Source organism: Chryseobacterium rhizosphaerae (assembly GCF_003385455.1).
GTDB classification, from domain to species: Bacteria; Bacteroidota; Bacteroidia; order Flavobacteriales; family Weeksellaceae; genus Chryseobacterium; species Chryseobacterium rhizosphaerae.
In genome coordinates this window covers 1-24,448 of record NZ_QNUF01000032.1, presented here as the reverse complement: position 1 = coordinate 24,448, position 24,448 = coordinate 1, and the positions used below count along the sequence as shown (strand labels likewise).

The window sequence follows — 24,448 nt, the reverse complement described above, 5'->3', positions numbered from 1 at the left end:
CTATTTATTTTTTAACTCAAAGTGGAAATTGCATTTTTGCAGTTTCCACTTTTGAAATTTAAAAACAAACGATACAATATGGATAAGATTAAAGACACGAGAAGTTTCATGAGGATTACACACCGTTATCTGGGATATTTCCTTGCAGGTATTATGGCAGTGTATGCAGTAAGTGGAATTATTTTGGTCTACAGAGACACAGATTTTCTAAAGAGTGAAAAAAAGTATGAGAAGACTTTATCTGTAAACCTTTCTGAAAAAGAACTGAAAAAAGAACTGAAGATGAAAGGTCTTGAAGTAGAAAAGACTGAAGGTAGTGTTCTCCACTTTAAAAAAGGAACTTATGATTCAGCAACAGGAGTAGCTAAGTATTCAAAAATGGAATTGCCTTTTGTACTGGATAAAATGGTTTCTCTTCACAAATCACAGTCTAAAGATGCCATAGCACCTTTAAGTATATTCTTCGGAGTTGCCCTTTTCTTTTTTGTAATCTCAAGCTTCTGGATGTTCAATCCTAAAACCAAGGCATTCAAACGAGGAATAAAATTTACCATTGCCGGATTAATTATATCCTTACTTCTTCTGTTTATTTAAAGAAAATTCAAATATCCTGATACCTCCTAATTATAATCCAAACAAATAAATAGTAAAAGGAGAATAGATAATCTCTCTAATATTAATAATATTCAATTTAGAGCGTTTCATTTTATTTAATATAATTGCGAAATATTTAGTAATTGTGTTAAAAAAATCAATTCTATCTCATTGATATTGTTAACAATAATTTTGAAAAATTATCTAAAATTAGGAGTCTGGCACATTTATTGTTTTTTCTATAATTCGTGAATAATAAACATTTAATTATTAAAATAATAAATTATGAAAAAACTTATTTTAACAGGGATATTAGCCGTAGCAGGCTTAACAGCAACTGCAAACGCTCAGATTCAAAAAGGTAATTGGATGGTAGGTGGTAACCTTGCAGGCGCCAACTTCGGTTTAAATAAAGGAGGTGGTTATGATTTCAATATTCAGCCAAAAGGAGCTTACTTTATTGAAGATAACATTGCTATTGGGGGATATGTAGATTTAGGATTCAAAGGAGCTAAAGATGCACCCACTACTTTCACGTATAATGTAGGAGCATTAGGACGTTATTACCTTAATCCGGGAGAACAGGGAGTAAACAATCTGTTACACCACGGAAGATGGTTCCTAGAAGGTAATTTAGGTGTTGGAGGAACATCAATCTCTAAAGGAGGTTCTTCTTCTAACGGACTTAACTTCGGATTTGGACCTGGGTATTCATATTTCATTACACCAAACATTGGTTTAGAAGGATTGGTGAAATATGATGCTAATGCAGGATTCGGAAGCGGAGGTTATACCAACAAAATTACTTTTGGTTTAGGGTTCCAGATTTATCTTCCAACGTCTAAAGGAAAACAAATTATCAACGACGTTAAGTAATCAGAAATACGTATAAAAATGAAAGCGCCCTGAAAATTATTTTCAGGGCGCTTTTCGTACAAATAAAACTAAACTATAAAAAATCAAATAAATCATGTATTGGGCTGGGGCGTATATCTCAGATAGGGTTTTATGACAGTAACTCCTTTAGGGAATTTTTCTCTGGCTTCTTCTGTAGATATTGCCGGTGGTATAATAACGTCATCACCATATTCCCAGTTAACAGGTGTAGCAACGTGATGGGTATCTGTAAGCTGTAAAGAATCCAGCACCCTCAAAATTTCATTAAAATTTCTGCCTGTAGACGCAGGATAAGTAATAATCAGTCTCACTTTTTTAGCAGGATCAATAATCAGCAAAGAGCGAACTGTAGCCGTAGCAGAAGCATTCGGGTGAATAAAATCATACAGTTCTGACACCTTTTTGTCTTTATCAGCAATAATAGGAAACGCTACATGGGTATCTTGAGTTTCGTTAATATCTTTAATCCAGTTTTGATGATCCTCTACTTCATCTACACTCAGGGCAATCACTTTTGTTCCTCTCTCAGCAAATTCGGCCTGCAGCTTGGACGTATAGCCCAGCTCTGTAGTGCAAACCGGAGTATAATCTGCCGGATGTGAAAATAAAATTCCCCATGAATCTCCAAGATAATCATAGAAGTTGATATCTCCTAAAGATGAGACTGCCTGAAAGTTCGGTGCTGTATCTCCTAGTTTAATTGACATATTATTTCGCGTTTGTTAGTCTACAAATTTAGTAGACTTTTTGAAACTAGCAAAATTTTTCCTGAAAATTTATATCTTTATTAAAAAAATTCATGGAGAAAACAGGACTCAGCTATGTAGACTTGGTATACAAAGTATTGGAAAGCTGGTATATAACGTTTGCCGAACTCACTCCTAAACTTATTGTGGGAATCTTAGTATTTACTTTTTTCCTCATCACAAGTAAGTATTTAAGTTTAATTGCAGTAAAATTATTCCACAGATTCTTCCCAAAAAGTAAAAAAGAGAGTTCTTTAGTTACTCTGATCGGAGTATTCAGATTTCTGATCATGCTGTTTGGGTCTTTTATTTCACTTGAGATTATGGGCTTCAGTGGTTTCCTTTGGAAGTTTATCGGGAGCTTGGGAGTTGCAGGGGTTATCGCAGGGGTTGCCCTGAAAGATCTGGTTTCAAGTATTTTTTCAGGAATGCTTATTGGAATTGATAAGGCCTTTAAAGTAGGAGATTATATTACCATTGGCACTCACTCAGGAACCGTTCAGGAAATTGGTTTTTTAACTACAAAAATCCTTACTGATGATGGGAAAAAAGCATACATTCCCAATCAGGTTGTTTTTAATGCACCATTCTATAATATTACAGCGTCTCCACAACGCAGAATCATCCTAAACTTTGAAATTCCTGCTGATGAAGATATCAGTAAGGCACAGAAAAGTATTTTGGATGTCATTAAAAATCTGGACAATGTGGATAAGCTGGACACCATAGAGGTGATCTTTACAGATTTAAAACAGGGTTCATTTAACCTTCAGGTAAAATTCTGGATAAAAATAGGTGCTAATCTGGCTCAGGTAAGAAGTAAAGCCTATTTAGGTATTAAAGAGCGTTTTGATGTGGATAAGATCCAGCTGGTAACTCCTACAAGTATCAGTATTACCAGTGGAGAAACTAATGCAACCGAGAATCAGGATAAATAAAAATATTCTTTAAAGACATAAAAGACTGCTTCAACAATTGAAGTGGTCTTTTTTTAGAATATTGGATAGGCCGGATCAATGCTAAGGCGATACAGATTTATACACAGTTCGAAAATAGTCCTAAAACCACATCTTAAAAACAGCACACAGTTTAATATTCTTTGCGGTTTTCAAACAAAAAAACCGTTTCAAAAATGAAACGGTTTTCTATTTTATATAAAAATTTTAGATTACGCTAAAACTTCTTTTACTTTGTTTGCAGCTTCTTCTAAAGTAATTGCAGAGTGTACCGGAAGACCAGACTCATCAATTAATTTTTTAGCTTCTACAGCGTTAGTTCCCTGTAATCTTACGATCAATGGAACTGGAAGGCTTCCCATAGCTTTGTAAGCATCTACAACCCCTTGAGCTACTCTGTCACATCTTACGATACCTCCGAAGATGTTGATCAGGATAGCTTTTACGTTTGGATCTCTTAAGATAATTCCAAAAGCAGTCTGTACTCTCTGAGCATCAGCAGTACCACCTACGTCAAGGAAGTTAGCAGGGTTACCACCTGATAATTTGATGATATCCATAGTTGCCATTGCAAGACCAGCTCCGTTTACCATACAAGCAACGTTACCATCTAATTTTACGAAGTTAAGACCAGCTTCACCAGCTTCAACATCGATAGGATCTTCTTCTCTTGTATCTCTTAAAGCTTCAAGATCTTTGTGACGGAATAATGAGTTACCATCTAAAGTTACTTTAGCATCAACAGCGATAATTTTGTTATCAGAAGTTTTTAATACAGGGTTAATTTCGAAAAGAGAAGCATCAATTCCTGTGTAAGCATTGTAAAGAGATGAAATAAATTTCACAAATTCTTTAAAAGCATTTCCTTCAAGACCTAAGTTGAAAGCAATTTTTCTAGCCTGGAAACCTTGAAGACCTAACGCAGGGTCAATAAGTTCGTTGTGGATCAAATGAGGAGTTACTTCTGCAACGTGCTCAATATCCATTCCTCCTTCAGTAGAATATACAATTGTATTTTTTCCTTCAGCTCTATCTAAAAGAATAGAAACATAAAATTCTTTAGTTTCAGATTCTCCAGGATAATAAACATCTTCTGCAACCAAAACAGAGTGTACTTTTTTACCTTCAGCAGACGTTTGTGGAGTTACCAACTGCATTCCGATGATATTCTGAGCGTTTTCTTTAAGTTTATCCATGTTTGGAGAAAACTTAACACCACCTCCTTTACCACGACCACCTGCGTGAATCTGTGCTTTTACAACCCAAGCCTGAGCTCCAGTTTCAGCAGTCAATTTTTCAGCAGCTGCTACAGCTTCATCTACGTTGTTTGCAACGAAACCACGTTGGATAGCTACTCCATACTTTGATAAAATCTCTTTTGATTGATACTCGTGAAGATTCATATTATTTTTATTATTTTATTTAAAAATTTAAAGGTTGACAAATTTACTAAAAAGACACGGAAGTTCAAGATTCTTCATTCAAAAATTAAAGATTACTTACCTTGATTTTTGACATGTTAATATAAATCCCCTATTCTTCCGCTAATTTTTCAGACTGCGATCCGATAAACGGAATTCTTGGAGCCAGAAAATATCCTGTAAGACTGGCGAACAATATGGGTACGAAATAAGTAAACCCTGTGAGTGTTCCCAAAATAATGGTGGTGCTCATGGGTGTTCTCGTCACACACGCATTGATGGCAGCCATACAGCTTACGATAGCTAAAGTAGTATCGACTGTCGGAAACAAATTATGAATAATCAACCCTAATGTTGTTCCTACAAAAAACAATGGAATGATAAAACCACCTCTCCATCCGGAGGTTACTGTAATAGCAATAGCCAGGATTTTAAATACCAGAACTAAGATCAGGAAGTTCAGTCCAAAATTCCCACCGATCAGCTGATTGATTTCATTATGTCCAAAATATCTTGTGATAGGAAAATTATACGCTATAATCCCTAAGATAACCCCACCTGCAAATGTTTTAATATAGATCGGGAACTTTCTGTATTCAAAAATTTTTTTAAAAAATTTCACTACAAAAATAAAAATCCAGCCGAATAGGGTTCCTACAATTCCAAATGCTGTAGCATAGGCAAAATCATATACTCCAGCATAGTGATAAGCTTTCAAATCCCATGTTGCCCCAATTCCCAAATGGATAATTAAAGCAAACATAAGGTAACTGAAACAGCTGGCTACCAATGCAGGAATAATCGCTTTATAATATTCCACGGCATGTTTATGATGCAAGATTTCAAGGGAGAAAAGACTTCCTCCCAGAGGTGCTCCAAATAAGGCTGTAAAACCTGAAGCCATCCCTGCAATACTTAAAGAACGTAATTCTTCACCTTTCAGCCTGAAAATTTTCCCCAACCATGTTCCTGTGGAGCCCGTTACCTGCACCAGGGGTGCTTCCGGTCCTAAACTTCCTCCTGAAGCTACACAGAAAAGTGATGAAAGGATCATGGAAGGATTATTCTTCGGTTCCAGTTTTCCTTTATTAAACCTGATGTTATTAACGATCAGATGAATTTCTCCGGGATCACCAATGAAGTGAATGACCAACCCTGCCAAAAGACCACAAATTGCCATCGTAGGAATTACCATCCATCCTTGAAAATGAGCCAGCAATTCGGTAAAATGTTCCAGTACAATCCAGTATCCACCGGCAATAACTCCCCCTACGAGCCCCGTAAAGGCCCACATGAAAAAAGTACGGCTAAAAACAAACGGATTAAACCTCATCGGCTGATCCAAAAGGTTGAATGTTCTTATAAGCCGTCTTCTTCTGTTGATCTTCATTATTTAGATCTTATTTTTAGCAAAGTAAAGAATAAGCATTGCCCAGCTTAAGATCATCATCAGGCCTCCAAGCGGCGTGATAGGTCCTAAGAATTTAAGGTTAACTCCTAAATAGTCCTGCATACTCAGGAAATAGATGCTTACAGAGAATAATAGTGTTCCTGCAATCATTAAAATAGAGGTCCATTTTTCAGTAGAGGTTTCAAATTTTAAAATGTACCCGATAATCAACAGGAAAAATGCTGCATACATCTGATATCTCACTCCCGTTTCAAAACTTTCCAGTCTTTCCACAGCTAATATTTTCTTTAAGGCATGTGCACCGAATGCACCAAGGATCACAGATATCATTCCGTAGACCGCACCAAAAACTAAAGTAATTGTCTTCATTTTATAATTCTTCTAATTCTAGAGTTAAATATTTTTTTGTATTATAATCTTGCCAGGTTCCTACAATTTTTTTTCCGTTCATGTCTGCTTCTACAAAGGCTTTCAAAATCCATTGATTTGTTTCCTGGCTGTAATACTCACTTTCAGTAATTGAAATATGGTTTCCTTTCATCTTTCCGTTCCACTCAATCAGTTTCTTACTTTTATCATACCAATACACTGCAGAAAAAGAACTTTCTTCGTTCGTATCTTTAGCAGCATAAAAGTCTTTAATAAGCACTGTAACCGGATATTTCCCATCAATTTTCCCTCTGTACAGCTTGTTTCTGAAGCTGGTTTTTTCCAGTTTTTCAGACCCGTTAAGTAAATTTCTGGCATAAGGGCTCCAATAGTTCTCCAGTTCTTTATAAGGAAACTCAATAACATGATCGTCCAGTTCATCCAGTGCTCTCATCGCGTGGTTCGCACATCTTCCGGCAATAAACTTCAGCTTTTCTTCCGTGAAAAAAAACTTGATTCCATCTAAAGTATAATCAGTATAGCAACCTTCATACAGAGCAATCTGATCTAAGACTTCCTGTGAAGGATTTTTCTCCGATCTTAACTGCGTGAGAAAGTCATTAATATTTTTTCTTATTCTTTTCTGAATGATGCCTTCCACTATTTTAACAGCATTGGGCTGAAAAAGATCCTGAATGTTGATCAAATTTCCGGTTCTCAGATCAAAGTTCTTCCAGATCATGAAATTTTCCGGATAGGCTCCGGAAGCTTCACCATCTATGGCAAGACACAGAATATTCTTTGGAGTCTCCCTCTTTTCCCAACTATAAAAATGAACATAGTTGGAGTAAGAAGTCTTTCCGCCGGAAACCAGCTTAAAAGGATTTCCTCCTGATCCGGGAACATATTCCAGCTGATCAACCTGTAAAAAAGTATTGATCTTATTTTCTATTGTTGGCTGGTCCGGATAAGAAACCACAGGAAAATAACAATTTTCAGATTTCGGCTGTAAAAAATTTATTTTCAGATTTTTTTGCTGCGAAAAACTTAAGCCGGAAATCAACAGAAAGAATAAGATGCTTTTTTTCACTATTTTGATTTTAGATATATTAAAATAAACTTGGCAACCAATGTAGAGATTCCCAGTATAATAAACATATTGGCAAATCTTTTGGAACCTTTAAAGCCTTCCATATTCGTTTTCTTCAAAAAAATTCCGAAGATGAGAAATACTATGGGCAAAATGATCTGTAACATTAGTTTTCTCTCATTCTGTTAAACTCATTGATGACCTCATGATGGCTTACCGTTTTATCTTTAAAATAGGTAACAAAATGATGTTTTTCTTCTTCTGTAGCTCCCAATTGGTTTAAGATATTCAATAAGTGCATTTTCATATGACCTTTCTGAATACCTGTCGTTACCAGAGAGCGCAGTGCACCGAAGTTTTGAGCCAGACCTGAAACGGCTAAAATACTCATTAGCTCTTGTGCAGAAGGTTTTCCAAGTAAGGCCAAAGAGAATTTAACTAAGGGATGAAGGTTAGTCAACCCTCCTACTACTCCCACAGAAATCGGAAGATCGATCCAGAATCTAAAAACCCCGTTATCTGTTGTACAGTGAGTCAGGGATCGGTATTGTCCGTCTCTTGCTGCATAAGCATGAGCACAGGCTTCTGTTGCTCTGAAATCATTTCCGGTTGCAATCACTACAGCATCTACCCCATTCATTACTCCTTTATTGTGAGTAGTTGCACGGTAAGGTTCAATTTCAGCAATGGTAACGGCCTGTTTAAACTTAGCTGCAAATTCTTCAGGAGAAATTCCACTGTCATCCTTTAAATCTTCCATTTTACAAGAAACCTCAGCTCTTACCACACAGTCAGGAGTAAAGTTGGAAAGGATATTCATAACAATCTGCAATGAATTTTTTTCTTCCTGACTAAAGTCATCACTGGTTGCCACCTCCTGTCTCAAAGTTTTTCCAAACTGCTCAAGACATGAGTTGATAAAGTTTGCTCCCATTGAATCTACCGTATCAAAACTGGCTTTAAGCTGATAGTAATTAGGCATTTCTGCCGTTTTATCAATCAGGCTGATGTTTAGAATTCCACCGCCACGTTTTCTCATATTGGCCGTAATGTCTTCTGTAGCTTCAAATAATTTTTTCTTCAAATTGAAATTAAAGAAATGCAATAATTTGTGAGGCTCAATATTAAATATAAAATGGGTATGACCCAGTTTTTCAGTGTTGATAATCGTTGTTTTAAAACCACCTTTATCAATCCAGAATTTAGCAGCTTTGGAAGCGGCAGCAACTACAGAACTTTCTTCCACAGCCATTGGAAGTGCCAATAGTTTTCCATCAATTAAAAAGTTCGGAGCAATTCCGTAAGGCATATAAAAGTTGGAAATCGTATTTTCAGAAAACTCCTCATGAAGTTTCTGAAGATCTGCATCATCATTCCAATATTGTTTTAATATATGTTGGTAGTCCTGATTTCCTTCAAGATATTCGTTTACGAGCCAGTCGATTTTCCCTTGCTTAGGTAGCTTGGAAAAACCTTCGATGGGTTTATGATTCATGATATAAACTTTAATGAGCCGTAAATATAATGATTTTGAGGGTCTTTTTTGTTGATAACTTCTATGAAAAAAGATTGACATTTATCAATTTTGGAACTAAATTTGAACAAAATTTAAAAATAAAATAGATACAAACAATATCACATCTTATAAAAAATGAATTTTGACCGCCTTAAAGAAAAACTTGAAATCCTTGCTGATGCAGCGAAATATGATGTTTCCTGCTCATCCAGCGGAGGCACAAGAAAAAACAAAAAAGGGGCTTTAGGAGACAGCTCCGTAAGTGGAATTTGTCATACCTATACAGAAGATGGAAGATGTGTTTCTTTACTTAAGGTTTTATTGACCAATCACTGTATTTACGATTGTGCTTACTGTGTTTCGAGGAGCTCAAATGATATCAAACGGGCCGCCTTCACCGTTGAGGAAGTAGTAGATCTGACGATTAATTTTTACCGTAGAAATTATATTGAAGGATTATTTCTGAGTTCCGGAATTTTCAAAAATGCAGATACCACCATGGAGCGGCTTGTAAGAGTGGCAAAAAAATTACGCTTAGAGGAAAACTTTAATGGCTACATTCATCTGAAGTCTATTCCGGGGGCAAGTGATGAGCTGATGCAGGAAGCGGCTTTATATGCAGACCGGCTGTCTGTTAATCTTGAAATCCCTACAGAAAGCGGATTAAAACTACTCGCTCCAGAGAAAAACCGACAGGATATGATCAGCCCGATGCGGTATATCCAGAAAGGGATCAGCCAGTATGAAGATGAGAAGAAAATTTTAAAGAAAGTTCCTAAATTTGCTCCGGCAGGACAGTCTACTCAAATGATTGTAGGGGCTACCAATGAAAACGACCTGCAAATCATCAAGGTTGCCGATCATTTTTATAAAAATTTCAATCTGAAAAGGGTGTATTACTCCGGCTATGTACCTGTTTTGGAAGACAAAAGATTACCTTCACTGGCAACAGAAGTTCCGATGCTACGGGAAAACAGGCTTTATCAATCCGACTGGCTGATGAGGTTTTATGGTTTTAAAGCAGAAGAAATCTTAGATCCTGCTATTCCTTTTCTTGATCTGGAAGTGGACCCAAAATTAAGCTGGGCATTGCGGCATCTGGATCAGTTTCCTGTTAATATTCAGACTGCCGATTATCAGATGATTTTAAGAATTCCCGGGATTGGTGTAAAATCCGCACAGAAGATTATAAGTGCCAGGCGTTTTCAGATGTTAACGATGGATCATTTGAAACAATTGGGAACAGCAGTCAACAGGGCAAAATATTTTATTGATTTTAATACAGGGAATGCTTATTTGAAATATTTAACGGATAAAAATTTCAGGAAACTCCTGGTAGGAGGAAGTTCATCTAAATTTCACAATCAATTTTCACAACAATTGAGTTTATTTTAAATATGAGAACAAAAAAGGCGAAACATGCTGGTGAGCAATGGAAAAGGGAAATTAAAAAAGAGATTGCAAAATTTTCTCAACACTTCATGTCCAACTCAAAATGGGTAAAACTGATCGAGGTAATAGTTGCCAACGCCCATGAAATAAAGAAAATCCAATTTAAAAAAATTCAAAATGAAAAAATTGGAGAATTATATCTGGATGAAAACAGCATTTTTGAGTTTGATTATTGGGATTCGGCTTTTGAAGGGAATAATTCATTTGGAGACTGGCTCCAATATAAAGAAATAGAATATCTTTCTTTCCCTAAAATTCTTGATTCCAACACGGCTCAGGATCTGGAAAAAATTTCTACAATTACACAAAGCATTGGTGAGTTTTGTTTGGAATCGGATGAAAATGAATTGAGATTAATATGCTATAGAAAATGAAAAACTCTTTATCATTCTGAAATGCGATAGAATAACAAAAAAACAACAATTCTTATATTTTCAAATTAAACTATGACAACCCTTATCTATGACGGAAGTTTTGACGGTCTTTTCACTGCGGTGTTTGAAGTTTTCGAATACCATTATAAAGACGTGGAAATAACAGGCAGAGAAAAGTTTTTTCAGGAAAATATTTTTGCCGAAATACATGAAGTCATTACGCAGACAGATAAATCAGACCGGGTTTTAAAGAAATTAGAACAACATATAGGGAAACAGGGAATTCATCAATTGTTAAAAGTTTTTTTATCTGATGATCCTGAAAGTGAGATATTGATCTTATCTGCGGTGAAACAATCTATACAACATCCGGGAGAAAATATTCTGGAAAATTTTGCAGATCATGATATTTTAAAAATTTCAAAAATCTGTAAGTCTGTAGACCGGGAAAGACATAGAATGACCGCTTTTGTACGCTTTGAAAAAATGAAAGATGGTATTTTTTTCGCCAAAATAGATCCGGATTTTAATGTTCTTCCGTTGATCAGAAAACATTTTAAAGACCGTTACCAGGATCAGAAATGGATGATCTATGATCTTAGGAGAAACTATGGAATTCTTTATGATCTTGAAAATTGTGATTTCTTTCATCCTGAAGAAAAACCGGATTTCAATCAATATCAACAGAAATTCCATGATGAAGAGAAGAACTATCAAACGCTCTGGCAGCGGTATTTCACAAAAACCAATATTGTGGAAAGAAAAAATCTAAAACTCCATATTCAGCATGTACCCAGGAGATATTGGAAATATTTGACGGAGAAATACTAAGGAAGTACTTTGAAAATTTCAGCATGGGATAATTTGAAAATAACTGTACACCCGGATTCAGAATTCATACATTGTGGATAACTTTTTTTTAGCACAAACATTCATTCTAAAAAACCCTTACAAATAACTAATTATCAATAGTATGAAGTGAAATTAAATTGACACTTATTCTTTGTGGATAACTTTTTATTGACTACAAATTGAGATAAACAATTTTCCAAAATCTCCATTGCTGATTTGGTATTCAATACGATATTATCAATAATAATCCATATTCTCATTTTGTGAATCATCCCTATTTATGATGGATGACAAAGATTGATCCGAATGTGATTTCTATTTTTTCATTTAAGCTTCGGCATTCTTCTGATTTGTGGAAACACTCCAACCCTAATCTTCATATTGTGGATAACTTTTTCCCACCATAAACAACACAGATACTCATGATAAGTTTCCAACACAAAAAAACTAACTATCAATCATATACAGCGAAATTAAATCAACATTCCCACTTTGTGGATAACTTTTTACTGATCACAAATTTACATAAGCTTTTTTCTAAAATATCAATTTAACACGTAATAATCAGAACATTAAAACCGATAACAATCTATATTCTCCTTTTTGTGGATAAACTGTTCTGTCAGGAGTGACAAGGATTTTCCTTAAAGTGATTTTTCTTTTTTTATTCAATCTGCAGGCGTCTTCTGATTTGTGATAAAACATGGGGTAATATTTCCATATTGTGGATAACTTTTTTCTACCACAGATGGCACAGATACTCATGATAAACTGCCCACACAAAGCATTAAATATCAATATCATGCAATCAAATAAAATCAACATTTCCACTTTGTGGATAACTTTTATGTTTTTTTGAAATACTATTACAACATACTATACTTTTTTGAATAACAAGTATGTAATTATTTAATTATCAGAAATATGTATATAAATCCCTGCCGGAATTATGATTTTGTGAATAACTTTTATTTACGGAGAGTTCGAAGTGCCTTTTTGACAATATACTGTGTTTCTTTAGTAGGACTTTCGCGAAGCCATTCATCACAGATTTCCGTTACGAATTCAGGTTGTGACTTACTGGCATCATTCAACCAGTTTCCTACACTATCCTGTACATATTTTGAGGGATCCGATCGTAGTGGCTCTAAGATATCCAGTCCTAATCCCGGATTTTGCTTTAATTCCGGAATGTGCTCACACCAGACACCTCTGGGCCTCGTTGATTCACTGGCGAAGCGTCTGACATTTTCATCTTTGTGCGATGTCCATCCTGACAACACCGACAGGCTTTCTGTAAGATTTTTTGAAATATCCGGACGTACCGTCATCCAACAGATTTCCCTTACTCCGAAATGATGATCAGAAGCAAAAGGCTGTATATTTTTCAGTTTTTCTTTAAGATCTGTCCTTGAATTTCTCCCCACGGTATAAGCAGACCAGCAGCGCACCAAATCTGCCTGATGTCTTGAAAGGTCCAGTAAAAATGCTTCATCATGATTTTGATGAGAAAGTTTTAGCAATCCCATTCCAATCGCTTCATTGACTGTATTAACCGTCTGTTTTTTCAGCTGATTCACAAGGTCTACAATAGGTTTCAAATATTCTGTCCGCCCATTTTGGTGAAGGAGATTTTCTAACAGTAATTTTTGATCTACCGCCAGCCATTCCGTAAGATTAGCTGTTTCAAGTTCTCCCCGATTCAGCTGTTCCAGAATATCTCCCGGAATGTCTTTGATGGAACGTGCTCCTTTTCTTTTTTCTGTCATAATACCTTTATTAATTCTTCTATATCTACTCTGTTCATGTAATTTACATCTAAAAACTTATATGTTACCATTCTATTTTCATCCACCACAAAAACAGCAGGAACCGGTAAGGTATTTTCATCATTCTTATTAAACTCAGATAGCTCAATTCTGATAATAAGAAAGCACAAAATCCTGAAGCTGAAAAACAATTCCTGATTCAACTGATCAATCTGCTTTGCCAACCTATGCATTACTTTTTAATTTATTATTTTTACAAAGGTCTAAAAGCCTTTAGAAACAGGCAATACCGCATATTTTTCACCCATAGGGATAAAAAAGTCAATTTTATGGAAATAAAGGGAAGAGCTGAAGAAAATAAAATCTGTCCATTGGAAGTAGCTGTGAACAGCATTAGCGGAAAATGGAAGATTCCTATCGTATGGCAGATCAATGAGGGCAAAAAACGGCCCAGTGAATTTCTTCGGGGTATTGCTAAGGTTGACCGAAGGGTTCTTAATCAACAGCTCAATGAAATGGTAGAAGACGGTATTTTAACAAAAAAATCTTTCAATGAATTACCTCCCAGAGTTGAGTATACCTTAACGGAACTTGGAAAAAAGCTGGTTAAGATTCTTTGGCAGCTTAATGACTGGGGAAAACTATTGATTCCTGAAGAAGAGAAAGCATAGCTTCTTAACCACAGGGCCCCCACATTTTTTTTAATACCCTGCAGTAGTATACACCACAAATACTTTATACTTTATACTTTATACTTTATACTTACATATTACAAAAATCATCATATTTGTAACTGTATCAAATGCCATATGAAAAAAATTATTTCAGGATTAACTATTCTTAGTGTTCTGGTAAGCTGCACCCCGGATAAAACATCTTCAAAACTTAGTTCTCAGGAAACCCAGGACTTTGTTTCCGAAGGTTCTGTGCTGGTCAATACAGGTAAAAATACCATCAAAGAAAGATTCTCTCCTCCTAAGGATTATGAATGGCAGGATGAAGCATCCGGTTCCTTCGGATATTTTATTGAAAACTTTAAACTGAAGCCTTATGGAAGTCAGATCCTGAAATATGATGAAACCCCCATTTCTACCCAACATCTTCATGAAGCTGTTTTTGATATTGACACGGGAAATAAAGACCTGCAGCAATGTGCTGATGCTGTGATACGACTGCGCGCAGAATATTTATATGCAGATAAAAAAACCGATGCCATAAAATTCCATTTCACAAGCGGGGATCTGCTCAGCTGGAATGATTATAAAAACGGAACAAGAGCTCTTGTGAATGGTAATTCTGTCAATTTTAGAAAAACAGCAGATTTTGATGATTCTTATCAGAATTTCAGAAGTTATCTTGACCTCATCTTCAATTATGCAGGAACGATCTCTTTACATCAGGAGACAAAACCGGTCACTAAAAATTCAGATTTAAAAACCGGAGATATCCTGATTACTCCGGGAAGTCCGGGTCACGTGGTGTTTATTGCAGGAGTATGTAACAATAAGGACGGAAAGAAATTATTCTTATTGGGTGAAGGGTTTACTCCGGCTCAGTCTGTTCATTTACTTTCCAATCCTTTTAACAAAAAAACTTCTCCATGGTATGATCTTAATGTTGACTCTCCGGAAACCAAAACGGCACGATATATTTTTAAGCCTACAAACTTCAGAAGCTTTTAATAATTTATATTCAAAACTATTAGAAAGTTACTGCCATAATCTGAACTTGTTTTTGTAAATTTGTGTTCGAAATTTTTTACTAGATGAAAGAGAGTGCTGTAAAAAAAATTGCAGTTCTTACTTCAGGAGGAGATTCTCCAGGTATGAATGCTGCATTAAGAGCGGTAGTAAGAACCGCCAACTACTATAATATCGAATGCTACGGAGTGAGAGAAGGCTACAATGGTCTTATCAATGCTGATTTCCTGAAAATGGGAGCTCGTTCCGTAAAAAATATAATCAACCAGGGCGGAACTATTCTAAAGTCTGCCAGATCCCACGAATTCAGAACTAAAGAAGGCCGTCAGAAAGCTTATGATAACTGTGTCAAGCTTGGAATAGACGGATTGGTATGTATTGGAGGAGACGGAACCTTTACAGGAGCTAAAATCTTCAATGAAGAATTTGGAATCCGGGTAATTGGTATACCGGGAACTATTGACAATGATATCTTCGGGACTGATAATACCATTGGGTATGATACAGCTCTGAATACAGCTATGGAAGCTATTGACAAAATCCGTGACACGGCTACTTCTCACAACAGGGTTTTCTTTGTAGAGGTGATGGGTCGTGATGCCGGTTTTATTGCTTTAAACAGTGGTCTGGCAACAGGTGCTTTGGATATTTTAATTCCTGAGAAAAAAGACAGCATGGATGATCTTTTTGCAAAATTCCGAAAAGCTGAAAAAACAGGAAAAGCATCCAGCATTGTAGTGGTAGCAGAAGGTGAAAAACTAGCCAATGTTTATGGGTTAGCAGAAAAAACAAAGGAAATATTCCCTGACTATGACATTCGTGTAGCGGTTTTAGGACATATGCAAAGAGGAGGATCCCCAAGTTGTGCAGACAGAGTATTGGCCAGCAGACTTGGATATGGTGCCGTAGTAGGATTAATGGAAGGACAAAACAATGTAATGGCAGGAATGCGCTCCAATGATGTGGTGTATACTCCTATTGAAGAAGCCATTAAAAAACATAACGAAATCAACAAAGATCTGATGTTGATTTCAGAAATTTTAGCAATCTAATTATTTTTATAATCTAATAAAAACAAACTATTATGTCAACAATTAAAGTAGGTATCAACGGTTTTGGTAGAATTGGACGTCTTGTTTTCAGAGCAATGACTGAAAGAGACAACATTGAAGTTGTAGGAATCAATGACCTAATCAATGCAGAATACATGGCTTACATGTTAAAATATGACTCTGTACATGGTGTTTTCCCAGGTGAAGTTTCTGTAGAAGGAAATGATCTTGTTGTAAACGGAAAAAAAATCAGAGTAACTGCTGAAAAAGATCCTAACAACCTAAAGTGGAATGAAATTGGAGCTGACTATATCGTAGAATCTACAGGTCTTTTCTTATCTAAAGACTCTGCTCAGGCTCACATCAATGCAGGTGCAAAAAAAGTAATCCTTTCCGCTCCTTCTAAAGATGATACTCCAATGTTCGTAATGGGTGTAAACCACAAGGAACTTACTGATGATATCAAAATTTTATCAAACGCTTCTTGTACTACAAACTGTTTAGCTCCTTTAGCTAAAGTAATCCACGATAAATTTGGAATCGTAGAAGGTTTAATGACAACTGTACACGCTACAACAGCAACTCAAAAAACTGTTGACGGTCCTTCAGTGAAAGACTGGAGAGGTGGTAGAGCTGCTCTAAACAACATTATCCCTTCTTCTACAGGTGCTGCTAAAGCAGTAGGAAAAGTAATCCCTTCATTAAACGGAAAATTAACAGGTATGTCTTTCAGAGTACCTACTGTAGACGTTTCTGTAGTTGACCTTACGGTAAGATTAGAAAAAGCAACTTCTTACGATGAGATCTGTGCGGCTATCAAAGAAGCTTCTGAAGGTGAATTGAAAGGAATCTTAGGATATACTGAAGATGCAGTAGTTTCTCAGGACTTCGTAGGAGATAAGAGAACTTCTATCTTCGATAAAGACGCTGGTATCATGCTTTCTCCAAACTTCGTAAAACTTGTTTCTTGGTATGACAACGAAATGGGTTATTCTAACAAGTTAGTAGATATGCTTGTACACGCTGCTTCTTTATAATAAGTAATGAGCGATAAGCAATAAGTAATATAAAACCTTCCCGATGGGAAGGTTTTTTTGTTTTAAGGGTTACTGTTTTTCAAATTCCATAAAAATTTTGAATCTGGCATTTCCGGAACAATGCCTTCTTTTGTCCGGAAATGGATCCTGCCAGCGTCTTACTGAAATTACCGGAACATTCCATCCGTATCTGATCCATTTCAAGTTTTTGTGTTCAAACATTTTCGTTTTAATCCAAGCATTGGCTGTAGCTTCAATATTCTTACGCGGTGTCGGCGCATCGCCACAACCTCTGACTCCTCTCCAGGATGATACTAGATCAGCCTCAACTCTTAAAATGTTTGATGCAACTATTTTACTCTGATCAACCTCAGGGTTGGCAAATTTTGCATTTAATGAATCTCTAACTTGTCCAAAGATCACTCCTGTCCAAAGCAAAAGTGGCAGTAAAATTTTCGTTTTCATAATTAGTTGTTTTAGGGTTAAAGTTTTTATCATTGAAGAGCAGAGAAATTCAATTCTGAAACAATATCTTTTTAGAACTGATATTTTGATGACTCTTAGCTTCACAACAAAGTTTGGACTTTTATGGAGACAAAAAAATAACCCGTTTGTGTTATTTTTCAGAAAAAAATGAAACCAAGCTTCATATCATCTAAAAGGCTGATCAATATCATCAGGGGATTTCGGTGTAAAACTTGTACTTTTATATTACATGGAACGAACGACAATACAACCTCGCTTTAAAGATTCTTCTCATTTCAAAAACTTTTGGGAAGAAGGCAATGGCAAACAGCTCATTGAAATTTCAGGAGCTGAAGTGAGTTTTGAAAACTTTGAGAAATATGCGCCTTTCTTTTATCATGTAGATGAAACCGGTGATGAGGTTGTAAAAGAGGTTTATTTTACTAAAAAATACCAGGAAGCCTCCAGAGAAATTGAAAACTATATCCGCAATGGTGTTTCTGAAACCGACGATGTTCCTGACAGCGTAAAAAAATTATTCGCCCAAACCCAAAAGGTTCCTGAGTGGCTTGATTATAACCTGCTTAAAAGCGGTGCTGAACTTTGCATGAGAAGTAATCTGGACTCTCTGATCTCACTGCGGGATTACTGCCTGATCGGAGGATATGATTATGCTTATCTCAATAAACCGCTGATCGTAACGGAAGCCTTAAAAAAAGGAGCTGTAAAGCGTCTTTCGGAAACACTGGATTTCTGGGTCAATGCTACCCGCTACAATGCACTCGAACTTCACGCAAAAGGATATGAGTTTGCCATAAAAACCAGGCTTATCCATTCCTATGCCAGGCTTTCCATAAAGAAACACTATAAAGACTGGGACACTGAAAACTGGGGAGAGCCCATCAATTCCTGGGATATGATGGCTACCTATATTGGGTTCAGCCTCGTTTTCCTTCACAGCCTTCAAAAACTGGGAAATACTTTTTCTGTCGAAGAAGAACAGGGTATTTTTCACCTCTGGAAATATGTAGGATATTTATTAGGAATTCCGGAGCAGATTCTTCCCGATAATAAAAAGCAGGCTACAGAATATTTTTATCTATGGACTTCGGTTCAGCCACCTTCAGATAAAGACTCTGTTCTCCTTGCCCATTCTTTACTGAACGAATCGTTAGAAAATCCTATTTTAAAATTTGAATTCCAAAGAAAAAACTTAAGGTATCTCCATATCTGCTGTACCTGGTTTCTTTTGGGTGACGAGGTTTGTAAAAGACTACAAATTCCGGAAGTTTCCTATAAAAAACTATTTCCAAAATCTAAGATATTTTTCAATAAAATCTATGACAAGCTGGTAAGCCGGGAAGCAAGAATACAAAGAGGAAATAAGGATCAGATGAAGGTACTGGAAGACTATCTGAATATCACAAAAAACTCAAATTTCCATTAGATAATATCTCTGTTGTAAATAAAAAATATGTTTTAAAATTTCCCGAAAACTATATTCTGCATCTGCTTCGTTATGAATGAGATCAGTAGTAAAAATTTATCATTTTTTAACTTTAAAAACAGGTTTCACCCATAAATAATATTAGTTTTTGATATTTAAATTATGTATTTTTGAGAAATATTTTAATAGCGATGAGTAACATTGAAGATAAGAAAAAAGCACTCGCATTAGTGCTTGACAAATTAGATAAAACATACGGAAAAGGAACTGTAATGACTTTGGGGGATGCTGCCGTAGATACGACCATAGAAGTTATTCCTTCAGGATCTTTAGGATTAGATATCGCATTAGGCGTAGGTGGATATCCAAGAGGAAGAATCATTGAAATATATGGTCCTGAATCTTCAGGTAAAACAACATTGACTCTTCACGCTATCGCTGAAGCTCAAAAAGCAGGGGGTATTGCTGCATTTATTGATGCTGAGCACGCTTTCGACAGAACCTATGCTGCAAAACTAGGAATTGATTTAGAAAACCTTATTATTTCTCAACCGGATAACGGTGAGCAGGCTTTAGAAATTGCGGATAATCTTATCCGTTCAGGAGCTATTGATATCGTTGTGATTGACTCTGTAGCTGCTCTTACTCCAAAAGCTGAAATTGAAGGGGAAATGGGAGACTCTAAAATGGGTCTTCATGCAAGATTGATGTCTCAGGCATTAAGAAAACTTACTGCTACTATTTCAAGAACAAAATGTACGGTAATCTTCATCAACCAGCTAAGAGAAAAAATCGGTGTTATGTTTGGAAACCCTGAAACAACTACCGGTGGTAATGCTCTTAAATTCTATGCTTCTGTAAGACTGGATATCAGAAAAGCAAGTGCTCCAATTAAGCAGGGTGACGAAGCTATCGGAAGCCGTGTGAAAGTGAAGATTGTGAAAAACAAAGTAGCCCCACCTTTCAAACAGGCTGAATTTGACATTATGTATGGAGAAGGAGTTTCTAAAGTAGGAGAGATTCTTGATACAGCAGTAGATATGGGAATTGTAAAGAAAAGCGGTTCTTGGTTCAGCTACGAAGAGACCAAATTAGGTCAGGGACGTGATGCTGTAAAAGATGTTTTAAAAGATAATCCTGATCTTGCTGAGGAATTGGAAAACAAAATCAAGGAAGAATTGAAAAACAAATAATTTGTTTCAATTAAAATAAAAAAACGGTCTGAAAATTCAGACCGTTTTTCTTTTGTATGCTTATTATTAGTCTGCCATCTTACCTTGCAACTGTAATGCTCCGGCAACCTGCATTCCTTTGGTCAACGTTTCAAATCTCATATTTCCTTTACTAACAAAGGCATCAATTGTAAAGAAGTCTTCCATTTCAGAATTTGTGATCAGCTTTAATTTCAGTATATAGCCTTTAGCACTTCCATCTGCCAGTACTTCCGTTTCTCTGAAGTCTATAATCTTACCCACAAAATCAAAACATCCATAATTAGGAAGATCCTGGCTTGGTTTATACGCTGTAAAATCCTCTCCCGTCATAGTACCGTCCGGTAATTCAAAACTCTCATGCAAATCCAATACGAAAATAATCCCACTGATATTAACATTTAAATTTGTCTGTGTCAAATATCTGTTCCTATTCTCCACATAATCCGTTGCGAAAAACCAAATTCCAAAGGTATCTCTTGCCGAACCTCCAATAACCGCTTCATTGTTGTTCACATTTTCCCATTCGTTAATCTCCTTTGTTTCAAAATCCAGGGAAAAATCAGTTTTTACTTCCGGATACATGGTAGTAAAATCATCGGAAAGTACCGGCTTGAATTTTACATCTTTAAATTCTGTATACTTCAGCTTATCCTGGTCATAAGCAGGGTCTTCCATTCTAAATAAAGACATGGTGTGGATCAAATACTCGGAAAATTCTTTCTGGTTCTGAAAGCTTTCAAATCCGAAAACTCCACCCCACGTGCTCGCAAGGGTATGAACATTTGATTTTTTAATCTTAATTCCAGCTTCGTTACTACTTTCCGGTATTTTAATTTCTTCTATATTGGTGAAATACTCTTTACCCTCTACCAACTGATTATTCATGATCTCATTGTTTTCTTCCTGAGAAAACTCTGAAAAACCTTTATAAGTGATGCTTTGGTTTTCAAAAACATAAGGCAATGCTGTTTTAGCTTTATCAAAACCTTTATAATGATAGGAAAGCGTGATTGATTTGAACTCTCCTTCCTGGGTTGCCACTTCATGGTTGCCATTATCATCAAACTTAGAATGGTATAAAATCATGTATGACCTGATCTTACCTTCCTTAAGCTCAGACTCAAACTTTTTTTCCATTCTTCCGATAGCATCTTCCATTGAAAACATATATGTATCATCGTTCACCATATAGGCAAATCCTTCCACTTCACCATTTTCCTTTTCAAATGCAGAAATAGGGGCATAATCACCCTTTAGCTGAAGCGCAATGAAATAGACAATATAATCATTGTAAATCTTTATCTTTTCATATTCATTATTGATCTTCTTTTCTTCAACTGGCTCCGAAGGCTGCTCAGGTAATGTATCTAACATTACTTCCACTTCTTCAGCTTCTTCCATTACATTTTTAACTGATGTTTCATTTTGCTGAACCGGAGCATAAACTTCCTCCTGTCTGTTTTCTTTTTTCTTAAAAAAATTAAAGATTCCCATATTGTTATTATAATTGGCGGTAAATATAATAAAAGGGATGAATAGACCGCTCATAAAAAAAATGTCATTCTGTCACATTCTTCTTCGTGGTATTTTTTTTGAGAAGTTATGGGTAACAATTAAAAATCTAAAATATTATGACTAAAGGAAATATTAATGTATCTGTTGAAAATATTTTTCCCCTTATAAAAAAGTTTCTTTACAGCGACCACGAAATATTTTTAAGAGAATTAATCTCTAATGCTACTGATGCTACCTTAAAATTAAAGCATTTAACAAGTATCGGAGAGGCTAAGGTTGAATACGGTAACCCAAAACTTGAGGTTAAAATCGATAAAGAACAAAAAACGTTACGCATCATCGACCAGGGTATTGGTATGACGGGTGAGGAAGTTGAAAAATACATCAACCAGGTTGCTTTTTCCGGAGCTGAAGAGTTTTTGGAAAAATATAAAGATTCTGCAAAAGATTCAGGAATTATCGGACATTTTGGGCTTGGATTCTACTCTGCTTTTATGGTGGCTGAGAAAGTGGAAATCCTTACCAAATCATATAAAGATGAACCGGCTGTAAGATGGATCTGTGATGGAAGCCCGGAATTTACCCTTGAGGAAACAACGGATAAAACTGACAGAGGTACAGAAATCATCCTTCACATTGCAGAAGATTCTGTAGAGTTTTTAGAAGAAGGAAAAATCCGTGAGCTATTATCAAAGTATAACAAGTTTATGCCTGTTCCTATTAAATTCGGAACAAAAACACATACCCTGCCTTTACCGGAAGACGCTCCTGAAGATGCCGTTGCGGAAACAGAAGAAGTAGATAATATCATCAACAACCCTACACCGGCATGGACTATCGCTCCAAGTGAGCTGACCAACGAAGATTATATGAAGTTCTATCACGAATTGTATCCAATGCAGTTTGATGAACCTCTATTCAATATTCACCTTAATGTTGATTATCCATTCAACCTTACCGGAGTTTTATTCTTCCCAAAACTGAGCAACAATCTGAATATCGACAAGGATAAAATCCAACTCTACCAAAATCAGGTATTTGTAACAGATGAAGTAAAAGGTATCGTTCCGGATTTCCTGATGCTTCTTAGAGGAGTTATCGACTCTCCGGATATTCCGTTGAATGTATCCCGTTCTTATCTTCAGGCAGACGGTGCTGTAAAGAAAATTTCATCTTATATCACCAAAAAAGTAGCCGATAAAATGGTTTCTCTGATCAACGAAAACCGTGAAGATTATGAGAAAAAATGGAACGATATTAAAATCGTTATTGAATACGGAATTATCACTGAAGAGAAATTTTCTGAAAAAGCAGATAAATTTACGCTGTATCCTACCACAGACGGAAAATACTTTTTATGGGATGAATTAGTTGAGAAAATCAAGCCGTCACAAACGGATAAGGATAACAAATTAGTTGTTCTCTATGCTACCAATGCTGATGAACAGCACAGCTACATCCAATCTGCAAAGGATAAAGGATATGAGGTACTTTTATTAGACTCTCCTATTATTCCACATGTGATCCAGAAACTGGAAACTTCAAAAGAAAACATCTCATTCGCAAGAGTAGATGCTGATCACATCAATAACCTGATCAAAAAAGATGAGCCGGTTATTTCAAAATTAAATGAAACTGAAAAAGAATCTTTAAAAAAGAATGTAGAAGAAGCAATACAGGATGCTAAATTCACCGTTCAGCTTGAAGATCTTGACAGCAGTGATGCTCCTTTCACTATTACCCAGCCGGAGTTTATGAGAAGAATGAAAGAAATGCAGGCTACAGGTGGAGGTGGAATGTTCGGAATGGGAGGATTCCCGGAAATGTACAATCTTGTTGTCAATTCCAACAGTGAACTTTCTAATCAGATATTAAAAACTGAAAATAGTGACGAAAAGCAAAACCTGATCAAATATGCTCTGGATCTTGCCAAGCTTTCACAGAATTTACTGAAAGGAAAAGACCTGACAAACTTTATACAGAGAAGCTATAAGCAACTTGAAAAATAATATTACACAAGAGACTGTTTCATTTCGAAACAGTCTTTTTTTACTAAAAAGGATGAGGAAGTTGGAAAACGCTAAGGCGCAATTTTTTTGATATAACTCATGCTTTTAAGGCGCAAGGATTTTATCTCCGATAAAATTGTGTACGGTAGATTTTAACCAGCACTTGCTGGGTCTGCGAGAAATTTAATACTATTCTGTCGCGTCCCTTGCTGAAAATCTTAGATTTTCTTGCGTCTTAAATTTTCATACTACATGAAAATCCCTTGCGCCTTTGCGTATTCCAACAAAAAAGAGATGCTAAGCAGCTTGAAAAATAATATTACACAAGAGACTGTTTCAATTTTGAAGCAGTCTTTTTTTTACTAAAAAGGATGAGGAGTTGGAAAACGCTAAGGCGCAATTTTTTTGATATAACTCATGCTTTTAAGGCGCAAGGATTTTATCTCCGATAAAATTGTGTACTGTAGATTTTAATCTGCATTTGCTGGATCTGCGAGAAATTTAATACTATTCTGTCGCGTCCCTTGCTGAAAATCTTAGATTTTCTTGCGTCTTAAATTTT

At 36.0% G+C, this 24,448-nt stretch carries 23 protein-coding genes; 13 read left to right on the top strand and 10 right to left on the bottom strand.

Annotated elements, in window-relative coordinates; translation table 11 throughout:
* Positions 1–78 precede the first annotated feature (78 nt).
* Both DRF57_RS20345 and DRF57_RS20340 read left to right on the top strand, forming a co-directional pair.
* Positions 79–594, top strand: a complete 516-nt coding sequence (locus DRF57_RS20345; protein ID WP_047490165.1) for a membrane protein — start codon at positions 79–81, stop codon at positions 592–594.
* Between the two features lie 285 nt (positions 595–879).
* The gene (locus DRF57_RS20340; RefSeq protein WP_047490162.1) at positions 880–1,470 is read left to right on the top strand and encodes an outer membrane beta-barrel protein; all 591 of its coding nucleotides are present in this window, start codon (positions 880–882) and stop codon (positions 1,468–1,470) included.
* Between the two features lie 92 nt (positions 1,471–1,562).
* Here the strand turns inward: DRF57_RS20340 and DRF57_RS20335 are convergent, their stop codons facing one another.
* A complete protein-coding gene (locus DRF57_RS20335; RefSeq protein ID WP_047490159.1) occupies positions 1,563–2,198 on the bottom strand; it encodes a peroxiredoxin in 636 nt (211 codons plus the stop codon).
* Between the two features lie 92 nt (positions 2,199–2,290).
* Here DRF57_RS20335 and DRF57_RS20330 point away from each other — a divergent pair, with 92 nt between their 5' ends.
* On the top strand, positions 2,291–3,175 hold the full coding sequence (locus tag DRF57_RS20330; protein ID WP_047490158.1) for a mechanosensitive ion channel family protein: 885 nt from the start codon (positions 2,291–2,293) through the stop codon (positions 3,173–3,175).
* A 230-nt stretch (positions 3,176–3,405) separates the two neighbouring features.
* Here DRF57_RS20330 and sucC read toward each other — a convergent pair whose 3' ends face one another.
* The 5 genes from sucC to DRF57_RS20305 form a co-directional block, all read right to left on the bottom strand.
* Positions 3,406–4,596: an ADP-forming succinate--CoA ligase subunit beta gene (gene sucC, locus DRF57_RS20325; protein ID WP_047490155.1), complete on the bottom strand. Its 1,191-nt coding sequence runs from the start codon at positions 4,594–4,596 to the stop codon at positions 3,406–3,408.
* A 130-nt stretch (positions 4,597–4,726) separates the two neighbouring features.
* A complete protein-coding gene (locus DRF57_RS20320; RefSeq protein WP_115920544.1) occupies positions 4,727–6,004 on the bottom strand; it encodes a chloride channel protein in 1,278 nt (425 codons plus the stop codon).
* A 3-nt stretch (positions 6,005–6,007) separates the two neighbouring features.
* Positions 6,008–6,394 (bottom strand): DUF423 domain-containing protein, encoded by a 387-nt coding sequence (locus DRF57_RS20315; protein WP_047490149.1) that lies wholly within the window; start codon positions 6,392–6,394, stop codon positions 6,008–6,010.
* Position 6,395: 1 nt separating this feature from the next.
* The gene (locus DRF57_RS20310; RefSeq protein WP_115920542.1) at positions 6,396–7,484 is read right to left on the bottom strand and encodes a hypothetical protein; all 1,089 of its coding nucleotides are present in this window, start codon (positions 7,482–7,484) and stop codon (positions 6,396–6,398) included.
* 166 nt (positions 7,485–7,650) lie between these two features.
* On the bottom strand, positions 7,651–8,979 hold the full coding sequence (locus tag DRF57_RS20305) for a hydroxymethylglutaryl-CoA reductase, degradative (protein ID WP_047490143.1): 1,329 nt from the start codon (positions 8,977–8,979) through the stop codon (positions 7,651–7,653).
* A gap of 156 nt (positions 8,980–9,135) precedes the next feature.
* Between DRF57_RS20305 and DRF57_RS20300 the strand changes: the two genes are divergently transcribed.
* The 3 genes from DRF57_RS20300 to DRF57_RS20290 all read left to right on the top strand — a co-directional run bounded on the left by DRF57_RS20300 (position 9,136) and on the right by DRF57_RS20290 (position 11,657).
* A complete protein-coding gene (locus DRF57_RS20300; protein ID WP_047490140.1) occupies positions 9,136–10,395 on the top strand; it encodes a putative DNA modification/repair radical SAM protein in 1,260 nt (419 codons plus the stop codon).
* Between the two features lie 2 nt (positions 10,396–10,397).
* The gene (locus DRF57_RS20295) at positions 10,398–10,826 is read left to right on the top strand and encodes a hypothetical protein (RefSeq protein WP_115920540.1); all 429 of its coding nucleotides are present in this window, start codon (positions 10,398–10,400) and stop codon (positions 10,824–10,826) included.
* 72 nt (positions 10,827–10,898) lie between these two features.
* The gene (locus DRF57_RS20290; RefSeq protein WP_115920538.1) at positions 10,899–11,657 is read left to right on the top strand and encodes a TIGR03915 family putative DNA repair protein; all 759 of its coding nucleotides are present in this window, start codon (positions 10,899–10,901) and stop codon (positions 11,655–11,657) included.
* 989 nt (positions 11,658–12,646) lie between these two features.
* Here DRF57_RS20290 and DRF57_RS20285 read toward each other — a convergent pair.
* On the bottom strand, positions 12,647–13,447 hold the full coding sequence (locus DRF57_RS20285; RefSeq protein WP_047490126.1) for a DNA alkylation repair protein: 801 nt from the start codon (positions 13,445–13,447) through the stop codon (positions 12,647–12,649).
* On the bottom strand, positions 13,444–13,680 hold the full coding sequence (locus DRF57_RS20280; RefSeq protein ID WP_047490124.1) for a hypothetical protein: 237 nt from the start codon (positions 13,678–13,680) through the stop codon (positions 13,444–13,446). The genes DRF57_RS20285 and DRF57_RS20280 overlap by 4 nt, the downstream gene beginning before the upstream one ends.
* A gap of 96 nt (positions 13,681–13,776) precedes the next feature.
* Between DRF57_RS20280 and DRF57_RS20275 the strand changes: the two genes are divergently transcribed.
* From DRF57_RS20275 to gap, 4 genes are all read left to right on the top strand, one after another.
* Positions 13,777–14,118, top strand: coding sequence for a winged helix-turn-helix transcriptional regulator (locus tag DRF57_RS20275; protein WP_115920536.1), 342 nt, complete (start codon positions 13,777–13,779; stop codon positions 14,116–14,118).
* Between the two features lie 138 nt (positions 14,119–14,256).
* Positions 14,257–15,129: a DUF4846 domain-containing protein gene (locus DRF57_RS20270; protein ID WP_115920534.1), complete on the top strand. Its 873-nt coding sequence runs from the start codon at positions 14,257–14,259 to the stop codon at positions 15,127–15,129.
* A gap of 83 nt (positions 15,130–15,212) precedes the next feature.
* Positions 15,213–16,199 carry a 6-phosphofructokinase gene (gene pfkA, locus DRF57_RS20265; protein WP_047490116.1) on the top strand — a complete coding sequence of 329 codons (987 nt, stop codon included), beginning with the start codon at positions 15,213–15,215 and terminating at the stop codon, positions 16,197–16,199.
* 32 nt (positions 16,200–16,231) lie between these two features.
* Positions 16,232–17,236 carry a type I glyceraldehyde-3-phosphate dehydrogenase gene (gene gap / locus DRF57_RS20260; RefSeq protein ID WP_047490113.1) on the top strand — a complete coding sequence of 335 codons (1,005 nt, stop codon included), beginning with the start codon at positions 16,232–16,234 and terminating at the stop codon, positions 17,234–17,236.
* 69 nt (positions 17,237–17,305) lie between these two features.
* Here gap and DRF57_RS20255 read toward each other — a convergent pair whose 3' ends face one another.
* A complete protein-coding gene (locus DRF57_RS20255) occupies positions 17,306–17,701 on the bottom strand; it encodes a hypothetical protein (RefSeq protein WP_047490109.1) in 396 nt (131 codons plus the stop codon).
* A gap of 250 nt (positions 17,702–17,951) precedes the next feature.
* Here DRF57_RS20255 and DRF57_RS20250 point away from each other — a divergent pair, with 250 nt between their 5' ends.
* A complete protein-coding gene (locus DRF57_RS20250; protein WP_047490104.1) occupies positions 17,952–19,148 on the top strand; it encodes an oxygenase MpaB family protein in 1,197 nt (398 codons plus the stop codon).
* A 191-nt stretch (positions 19,149–19,339) separates the two neighbouring features.
* Positions 19,340–20,341 carry a recombinase RecA gene (recA, locus tag DRF57_RS20245; protein WP_047490101.1) on the top strand — a complete coding sequence of 334 codons (1,002 nt, stop codon included), beginning with the start codon at positions 19,340–19,342 and terminating at the stop codon, positions 20,339–20,341.
* 66 nt (positions 20,342–20,407) lie between these two features.
* Here recA and DRF57_RS20240 read toward each other — a convergent pair whose 3' ends face one another.
* Positions 20,408–21,910 carry a hypothetical protein gene (locus DRF57_RS20240; RefSeq protein WP_047490098.1) on the bottom strand — a complete coding sequence of 501 codons (1,503 nt, stop codon included), beginning with the start codon at positions 21,908–21,910 and terminating at the stop codon, positions 20,408–20,410.
* 83 nt (positions 21,911–21,993) lie between these two features.
* Between DRF57_RS20240 and htpG the strand changes: the two genes are divergently transcribed.
* Positions 21,994–23,886 (top strand): molecular chaperone HtpG, encoded by a 1,893-nt coding sequence (gene htpG, locus DRF57_RS20235; protein WP_115920532.1) that lies wholly within the window; start codon positions 21,994–21,996, stop codon positions 23,884–23,886.
* Positions 23,887–24,448 lie beyond the last annotated feature (562 nt).